This is a genomic window from Flavobacteriales bacterium, assembly GCA_013214975.1.
Lineage (GTDB): Bacteria > Bacteroidota > Bacteroidia > DT-38 > DT-38 > DT-38.
In genome coordinates, this window is record JABSPR010000028.1 from 1 (window position 1) to 8,776 (window position 8,776).

Annotated in this window: 8 protein-coding genes; 3 read left to right on the forward strand and 5 right to left on the reverse strand. The window is 36.1% G+C overall.

From position 1 onward, the window contains the following. The 5 genes from HRT72_02155 to HRT72_02175 all read right to left on the reverse strand — a co-directional run. Positions 1-897 (reverse strand): 2-oxoglutarate dehydrogenase E1 component (locus HRT72_02155; protein NQY66513.1); only part of this gene is annotated, 897 nt, incomplete at its 3' end. Positions 898-924: 27 nt separating this feature from the next. Further along, positions 925-1,695 carry a hypothetical protein gene (locus HRT72_02160; protein ID NQY66514.1) on the reverse strand — a complete coding sequence of 257 codons (771 nt, stop codon included), beginning with the start codon at positions 1,693-1,695 and terminating at the stop codon, positions 925-927. A 231-nt stretch (positions 1,696-1,926) separates the two neighbouring features. Further along, positions 1,927-2,895, reverse strand: a complete 969-nt coding sequence (locus HRT72_02165; GenBank protein NQY66515.1) for a polyprenyl synthetase family protein — start codon at positions 2,893-2,895, stop codon at positions 1,927-1,929. Between the two features lie 6 nt (positions 2,896-2,901). Continuing rightward, positions 2,902-3,762, reverse strand: coding sequence for a glucose-1-phosphate thymidylyltransferase RfbA (rfbA, locus tag HRT72_02170; protein ID NQY66516.1), 861 nt, complete (start codon positions 3,760-3,762; stop codon positions 2,902-2,904). After that, positions 3,759-6,086, reverse strand: coding sequence for an MMPL family transporter (locus tag HRT72_02175; GenBank protein NQY66517.1), 2,328 nt, complete (start codon positions 6,084-6,086; stop codon positions 3,759-3,761). The genes rfbA and HRT72_02175 overlap by 4 nt, the downstream gene beginning before the upstream one ends. A 274-nt stretch (positions 6,087-6,360) precedes the next feature. Between HRT72_02175 and HRT72_02180 the strand changes: the two genes are divergently transcribed. The 3 genes from HRT72_02180 (at position 6,361) to HRT72_02190 (ending at position 8,664) form a co-directional block, all read left to right on the forward strand. Then, positions 6,361-7,380 (forward strand): SPASM domain-containing protein, encoded by a 1,020-nt coding sequence (locus HRT72_02180; protein NQY66518.1) that lies wholly within the window; start codon positions 6,361-6,363, stop codon positions 7,378-7,380. 359 nt (positions 7,381-7,739) lie between these two features. After that, complete coding sequence (locus HRT72_02185) at positions 7,740-8,183, forward strand: acyloxyacyl hydrolase (protein NQY66519.1); 444 nt, start codon at positions 7,740-7,742, stop codon at positions 8,181-8,183. 94 nt (positions 8,184-8,277) lie between these two features. After that, the gene (locus tag HRT72_02190) at positions 8,278-8,664 is read left to right on the forward strand and encodes a hypothetical protein (GenBank protein ID NQY66520.1); all 387 of its coding nucleotides are present in this window, start codon (positions 8,278-8,280) and stop codon (positions 8,662-8,664) included. The last annotated feature ends 112 nt before the right edge of the window (positions 8,665-8,776 follow it).

Below are 8,776 nucleotides of genomic sequence, written 5' to 3' on the forward strand. Positions count from 1 at the left end.
GGATTCAATCATGTCTTCTCTATCTCCGAATATTTTTTCCATTTTACGGAAAAATTTCTTCCCTTCTGGTACCGTGTATAGTACTTTGGCAACTTGAAGCAATTCCTCTTTATTGAAGCCCGTCTCTGGAGAATTTTTAAAATCTTCCTCAACAGACTCAGCTAATCCACGCCATTTACCTTCCATAAAGGAAGTCACCTTTGTTTCGGTTTCTTCACGCGCGTCGCTAAGCTTACTTTCCAATAATCTTTTAAACCGCACTTCCATTTCTTTGGCTAGTTCTTCCCCAACTATGCCTTCTTCCATTAACCGAGCAACATAAATCTCCCTTGGGTCTTTATGTTTGGCAATAGCTTTGTACAATAGTGGCTGTGTGAATCTTGGCTCATCACCCTCATTATGGCCATATTTTCTATAGCATAGAAGGTCAATAAAAACATCTTTATGAAATGCTTGTCTAAATTCTACTGCCATCCTGGTGGCATACACTACTGCCTCAACATCATCTCCATTTACATGAAAAACTGGCGACAAGGTTACTTTGGCTACATCCGTGCAATATGTACTTGATCTGCCATCGTAATAGTTTGTTGTAAACCCAATTTGATTATTCACCACAATATGGATTGTTCCGCCTATTCCATATGATTCCAATTGAGCCATTTGAATTAACTCATACACAATTCCTTGACCAGAAATAGAAGCATCTCCGTGGATTATAATTGGAGCTACTTTATCGTAATTATTATTATGATCTCTATCTAATTTAGCTTTTGCAACACCAAGAACAACAGGGTCAACAGCTTCCAAATGTGAAGGGTTTGGTGCCAAACTAATATGAATTTCTTTCCCTGAATCAGTAACTATATCGGTGCTATAGCCCTGGTGATATTTCACATCTCCATCGAAAAGAGCATCACCATATTATAAGTTTTCGAATTCCGTAAATATTTCTTCGTAGGTTTTATTTAAGATGTTTGCTAAAACATTTAATCGGCCTCGATGTGCCATTCCAATAACATAATCTTCCACTCCAAGATTCGCACCCGTTTCTATAGCAGCACCGATTGCTGGGATAAGAGACTCGGCACCCTGCAATGAAAATCTTTTTTGACCAACATATTTCGTGTGCAAAAAACTCTCGAATACAACAGCATGATTAAGTTTGGTGAATATATATCGCCTAAGTTTATCACTAAAATTAGGCGTGTTATAGTTTTTATCTAACCTCTTTTTCAACCAATTTAATCGCTCTGGGTTCCGAATATACATGTACTCTACCCCAATAGATTGACAATACGTTTTCTGCAAGATGTCTACAATTTTCCGCAATGAACTTGGAGGCAGAAATATTTCTTTCGCTGCATGAAACTCAGTATCTAAATCTGCATCTGACAAACCATAGTTTTCCAAATCTAGAGCAGGCGTATACTTTCTTCTTTCCCTAACAGGATTAGTTTTTGTGAACAGATGACCTCTTGAACGGTATTGATTAATCAGATGAACAACCTTAAATTCCTTTTCTACCGCTTCAGGAATTTTACCATCATTCTCAAAATCTCTTCTTGCAAACTCAAATCCTTCAAAGAATTTGCGCCAACTTTCGTCAATGCTTGGATCCTCTTTAAGGTACAACTGGTAAAGGTTTTCAACTGAACCTAATTCAGCATTACTGATGTAAGAATACTTGTCCATGTTATAACCTCTTTACTCCTTAGATTTTAAACCTTTTAATGTAACATATAGTTACAATATTACATTCATAATTTCAAAAAACAATCTACTCTTAAACAGGCATTTAACAAGCCATTGTTAAGTAAATTATCTTATTAAATATAATCCGCAATCTATCATAGGGTTAGGCTCTCTCTCCAGGTATGTAAAAGAGCAAAAAAATCTACCGAATATGTATTAAGGTAAGCTCTTTTAGAATTTTCTACTTGCTAAAGAACTAACAAAATCTAAGAAAGATATTTTTGAAGATACAGGAACTAGTAACTCATCCAAGTATTTAGACGAAACGGAAAAATACTTTTCAATTTCTTCATTCATTAATTTAGATACCCCAATATCATTATAGATAGATTTCACTCTTTCCACTTTCTCGGAGTCTTGAATATCTGAAGCCGTATAGATCTCTTTTAATTCTNATGGATCCTCCATCAATTCTAATGCTTTTAAATAGAGAAAAGTTTTCTTACCAGTTATTACATCACCACCAATCTGCTTACCAAATTTATCGCCATCAGCAAACAAATCTAGATAGTCGTCTTGAAGCTGAAATGCAATCCCTAGGCTTTCTCCAATTTGATAAGATAGCTTGGCATACTTATCTGATGCTCCACCAACAAGAGATCCTATTTGCATACATGCACCAAGAAGTACGGCCGTTTTTAACCGGATCATATTTAAATACTCCTCAACCGAAACAACATCTCTATTTTCAAACAGCATATCGTACTGCTGCCCTTCGCAGACCTCAATCGCCATTTTACTAAATACTTTGTGCAATGAAATTTGGTGTTCATCATCAACTTCACCTAGTATTTTATATGCCTCTATTAGCATAGCATCTCCCGATAAAATTGCTGTATTCGTATTCCACTTTTCATGAACCGTTTGCTGCCCTCTTCTAATCGGAGCATTATCCATGATGTCGTCGTGAATTAATGAGAAATTATGAAATACTTCTAATGCGAGGGCTGGCTTTAATGCTTTCTTTACATCCCCACCAATCATTTCACAACTTAATAAAGTAAACAATGGCCTAACTCGTTTACCCCCTAAATTCAAAATATAAGTAATAGGATCGTATAGATCTCCTGGGGTAACTGGAAGATTGTAATTTGAAAGCTCCTCTTGAAACGCTTTATATAAATCTTCGAGCGAATGCATAGACTATTATTTAATTATCGTCATTAAATAATCACCATAGCCACTTTTAAGCAATGGTTCGGCTAATTCTCTAACTTGATCTTTATTGATAAACCCTCTTGAATATGCAACCGCTTCGATACATCCAATCATCATTCCTTGGCGTTCCTGAATTACTTTAACATATTGGCTCGACTCCATTAAAGAACCAAACGTACCAGCATCTAACCAAGCTGTTCCTCGTTTCATCTCTACCACTTTAAGCTTTCCTCTTTTAAGATATTCGATGTTTACATCCGTAATCTCATATTCTCCTCTAGCACTTGGTTCAAGACCTTTTGCGATTTCAATAACATCGTTATCGTAAAAGTATAATCCAGGAACAGCAAAATTCGATTTAGGATTTATTGGTTTTTCTTCAAGCGAAATGGCATTTTTATTTTCATCAAATTCAACAACTCCATATCGCTCAGGATCCGACACATGATAAGCAAATACAACTCCTCCATCCTGATTGGTATTTTCCATCAATGCACTACCAAGTCCTGGTCCGTAAAAAATATTATCCCCTAAAACTAAAGCCACATTATCGTCACCAATAAACTCCTCCCCTATAATAAAAGCTTGTGCAAGACCATTTGGTTCTTCCTGAATAGCATAAGCAAAACTACATCCCAAGTTAGAACCGTCTCCTAAAAGAGTTTCAAAATGGGGCTGATCATGTGGCGTTGAAATAATCAATATTTCGTTGATACCCGCAAGCATTAAAACGGATAAAGGGTAATAGATCATTGGTTTATCGTAAACCGGTAGCAGTTGCTTGCTAACTGCACGTGTAAGAGGATGCAATCTTGTTCCAGAACCTCCTGCTAAAATAATTCCTTTCATTCTTTTATGTTTTTATGTCCGGTATTCTCTATCTCCAAGGCATCTAAATCGATGTCTTCCTCTTCATCTAAAATTTCTAAAAACGGTTCACCAAAAGCTTCTTTCATTGCAGATTTCCCGAACGATAAAAGCAAAGCAGGTAATAACGTTAGATTGGCTACCATTGCAATTAATAGAGCAATAGAAACGAGTACTCCAAGCGCTACGTTGCCGCCAAAATCAGAGGCTATAAAAATTCCAAATCCAAAGAATAAAACGACTGATGTATATATCATACTAACACCTGTTTCTCGGAGCGCGTTAATTACCGAATCATAATTTGTAGCGGTAGGAGAAGACTTAATCTCTTGCCTATATTTCGCCAAGAAGTGGATTGTATCATCTACACTAATTCCAAATGCAATACTAAATACCAATATCGTTGAAGGTTTAATCGAAATACCATAGAACCCCATTATTGCAGCCGTAAGCAAGAGAGGGATTAGATTGGGAACAAGGGAAACAAGAACAATTCTAATTGACGAGAACAATAGTGCCATTAAAGTTGATATTATCAAAATGGCCAGAACCAAACTTGTAAGTAGATTCTCAACAAGATAATCTGTTCCCTTTAGAAACACTATAGTCGCTCCTGTAAGCCCTACATCATACTTTTCCGGATCGAATATAGAATCTATGCGGGGCGTTATTTCTTCCAACAAGTTATTCATGTGATCCGTTCCTATATCTGCCATCCGAATACTTATACGAGCAATCTGCTTCGTACTATCTCTATATGCATTAAGTAATTCTTCTTGCGTGTTAGAATTCTTTACATAACTAAAAATAAAGTTCTTATCCATCTCATTTGGTAAAGCATACTTCTTCGGGTTTCCATTATAATATGCTTGCCGAAGAAACTTGAAAGCATCTACCATAGATACTGGTCTCGAAAACTCATCGTACTCATCAACAAGGTTGTGCATCTTGTCCATCTTACGAAGTGTTTTAAGCTTCATCGCACCACCCTTTTTCTTCGTATCTATAATTATTTCTAGTGGAATAACACCATTGTAATTTTCCTCAAAATATTTAAGATCTTGAATAACTTGCTCGGTATCTTTAATATCTCCAGCAAGGTTACCTGTCTTCTCAATTTGAGTCATTCCAATGACACCAATAGCAATTAGGACTACAGTAGCTAAGTAGATATTTCGTCTATGGTTAACTACCCAGTGAACCAGAAGTTCAGTAATTTTCTCCATCGTTTTACTATCTAAATGCTTTACATGTCTTGCCTTCGGTGGTTTTGAGAAACTAAATATAATCGGCAGCATCGTGATGGAAAGCGCGAATACAACTAAAATATTAATCGATGCTATAACACCGAACGCCATCAATAAATCACTTTCGATGAATATGAAAGGGATAAATCCAGAAGCAGTTGTCACATTAGTCATCAAAGTTGCGTTACCAATTTTTTGAACCGCAACAGAAAGAGCCCTGATTTGATTTCCGTGTTCTTTGTATTCTCGATGATACTTATTCATCAAGAAGATACAATTGGGTATTCCTATTACAATAATAATAGGAGGCACAAGAGCAAGAAGAGCTGTTATTTGAAATTGAAATATGGCCACCGTTCCAAAACACCAAACAACACTAATAGCAACCACTAACAGGGATATCACAGTCGACTTAATAGAGCGTACAAAGAAGTACAATATCAAAGCTGTAATTAAGCCTGCTAAGAGAATGAACAGTTTCATTTCATCCCTAATCTTCTCGAGCATCACATTTCGAATGACAGGTAATCCAGAATACCGTATTTCGATTTGCGTATTTTTCACAAATGCTCCTGTAAGGGCATCTACTTGCTTAAGTACTCCAACACGATCGGCCGAATCAAAAATCTTTTTATTAAGCAATACAACCATAATTGTATTGTCCGCATCTTTCTTATAAAGCGCCTCTTCATAAACAGGAAGTTCTCTAATAGCCGCCAAAACAGAGTCTAGCTCAGTTTGTGAAGTTGGCCTACGAGTCATCATTTGGAGCTTCTCGTATTGTTTGGCCTTCTTGTTTTTTACAATGTTGTATGCAGAACTCAGGGAGGCAACATCCTCAACGCCATCAATCTTTCTAAGTTCTTGCTCTAAATCGTACCAGGCATTAAACTTTTCTAACTCGTAGAGCCTACTATCATCCACTCCAAGGAGCATCGAAACAGACTTACCTTGAAACTGGTCTTTAAACTTTTGATATGTAATGTTTGCCTCATGATCGGCTGGGAGCAAGTTCAGAAACTGGTAAGTAACCTGATTCTCAGTGCTTTTATAAGCCATAAAGCAAGTAATCAGCCCTGTTATTATGAGAATTGCGACTCTATTTCTTAGAATAATACCTGTAAGATATACCCACATTTAGGAGAAAATTTTCTTTGTCGTTTAATGCTTCAACGCCTTATTGATCTTACAAATATGAGGTTGACTAAAGTGCAAAATTAAGACAATATCAAGTAAAAACAACAATACAGTTAAGGTTCAAATACATAGTTGAATAAGGCAATTTATTACCTTTAAATTTACACAATCATGAAATACCTATTACTCTTCTGTTTTGACGAAGCTTAACGACCAATTAAATATCTTATCAAAGATTACTTTCTCACGGATCCTAAACGATGCACTTGTCATTGGGAGCTACTATAGCTCTAAGCTTTCAGGCAGAGCACAACACTGGGGATTCCCAATTAGCGTGTCGATTGAACCCACAACATCTTGTAATTTGAGATGCCCAGAATGCCCTAGTGGATTGCGTTCATTTAGCCGAGATACTGGTATGCTAAACAAAGATTTCTTTAAAACAGTCGTAGAGCAGCTTTATAAAAAGAGCACCTATCTAACATTTTATTTTCAAGGAGAACCCTTCTTAAATAAAGACTTTTTAAAGATGGTGAACATTGCTGCCGATAAGAATATGTATACTTCAACCTCCTCCAATGCACATTATTTCGACGACCAAACTTCCGAAGAAACGATAAAATCGGGTTTAGACAGACTTATAATTTCTATTGATGGTACAACGCAAGAAACATATGAGTCTTATCGCGTAGGTGGTAAAATTGATAAGGTATGGGAAGGAACGAAGAACATTATTAAGTGGAAGAAAAAGTTAAAATCTAAAACGCCATATGTAATCTTTCAATATTTAGTTGTTAGGCCAAACGAACATCAACTCGATGAGATTCAAGAAATAGCAGACAACCTTGGCGTAGATGAAGTACGTTTTAAAACGGCACAGATCTATGACTTTAAAAACGGCAATGAATTAATTCCTACTATCGATAAATATTCTCGCTACAAAAAAAACAGAGATGGTACTTATTCCATAAAAAACAAGCTTAATAACCACTGTTGGCGATTATGGAACTCGAGTGTAATAACTTGGGATGGTAATGTGGTACCGTGTTGCTTTGACAAAGATGCCACGCATAAAATGGGTAGCCTTCAGAATAATACCTTTTCACAAATTTGGCAAAGTGAACCTTACTATAACTTTCGAAATTTAGTATTGAAGTCACGGAGTGAAGTAGAGATTTGCAAAAATTGCACAGAAGGAACTACAGTGTGGGCATAACAAATGAAGAATAAGGACTGCGACCAATAACGATTCAGCAGCTATAGCAAAAATCTACAATCAATATATTCAAAATACTATCATCACTTTCGAATTAACAATGGATTGATGTCGCCTATTGGAAATTACTATTAAATTCGCCTTCGAATTGAAACAGCATGAGAATAGTATTCTTCTTTTTTCTTATTTCCATTTGTGCTACCCATTCTTTTGGCCAAGAGAGAAAACTCAAAAAAGAGAATTTACTCATTGGTGTTAACTTCGGGCAATCGGATCAGAAGAGGTTTCCCTTTAACCACGTAGCGTACGTGTACAACAACAAATTCGTCAAATTACAGCTCAATTATCAAATAAAACATATGGCTAAGAGCGATTTACGATTACTCGTTGAGCCAAGCTATTATCAATCTCAACAAAAATTACTGGGAGAAATGTATATCTGGTATTTAGGTATTGATATACCCTATTTCGAAGAACTAAAAAAGGAATTTATGACATTAAAAGTTTTTAACGAATTCGCCTTAAATATCGGTTTACAGTATCGATATAGAATTACAGAAAACCTTAATACATACATACTAGGAAGTGTTGGCCCAATGTATTCTGGTGTCAGGACCGAAAGGTTAGCCAAGGGGTTTGCTTTCTCTGACATATTGGCACTGGGAGTTTCTTACAAATTAAAAAGGATACTCTGGGATCTCCGGCTTTCCTTAAGACACAACTCCAACTTAAATTTATCGCACCCTAACGCAGGCCATAATAGTACTTGCTTTGGGGCAGGTATTGCATACCAGCTTCAGTAATTAGCTTTTGTTCTTTTCCAATTTAATAATGTACATGGGACAAAAGTAGAAGACTATTATTATCTTACAAAACACAATTAACGTAAAACCGCGCATGAAAAGACTCCTACTCACCGTTCTTATTTCAGTATGCTTTACTGCTGCGTATTCTTGTAATTGCATGGAAACAGCGGGAATAGAATCTGTAGATGTAGTGCTTATCGGCAAAGTAAAATCTATTAAAGCTTTCATAAGAAAAAATACTGTTTCCTTGAAAGTCAAAGAATCCTTTAAAGGAGATTATAAAAAAGGAGATATTATAGAAGTCAGCACCTACATTAAATCCTCTGCATGTGGTTTTCTTTTCAAAAGACGAAAAAGATATGCCATTTATGGCGATAAAAAAAAGAAGGTTAGGGTAAACATATGCAGCCACACGGAAAAGGTTTCACTTTCTCAGGCCAAGAACTATTCTCCTAAAAAAACAATTAGTAGGAAATAAACCTCGATCCATTTAATATCGAGAAGAAAACGAGTCTACTATTTTCAATTCGTAATTCGTAATTCGTTGTTCTACCGTTTATCCCTGATTTACGGTTGAAACATTTCGCTTC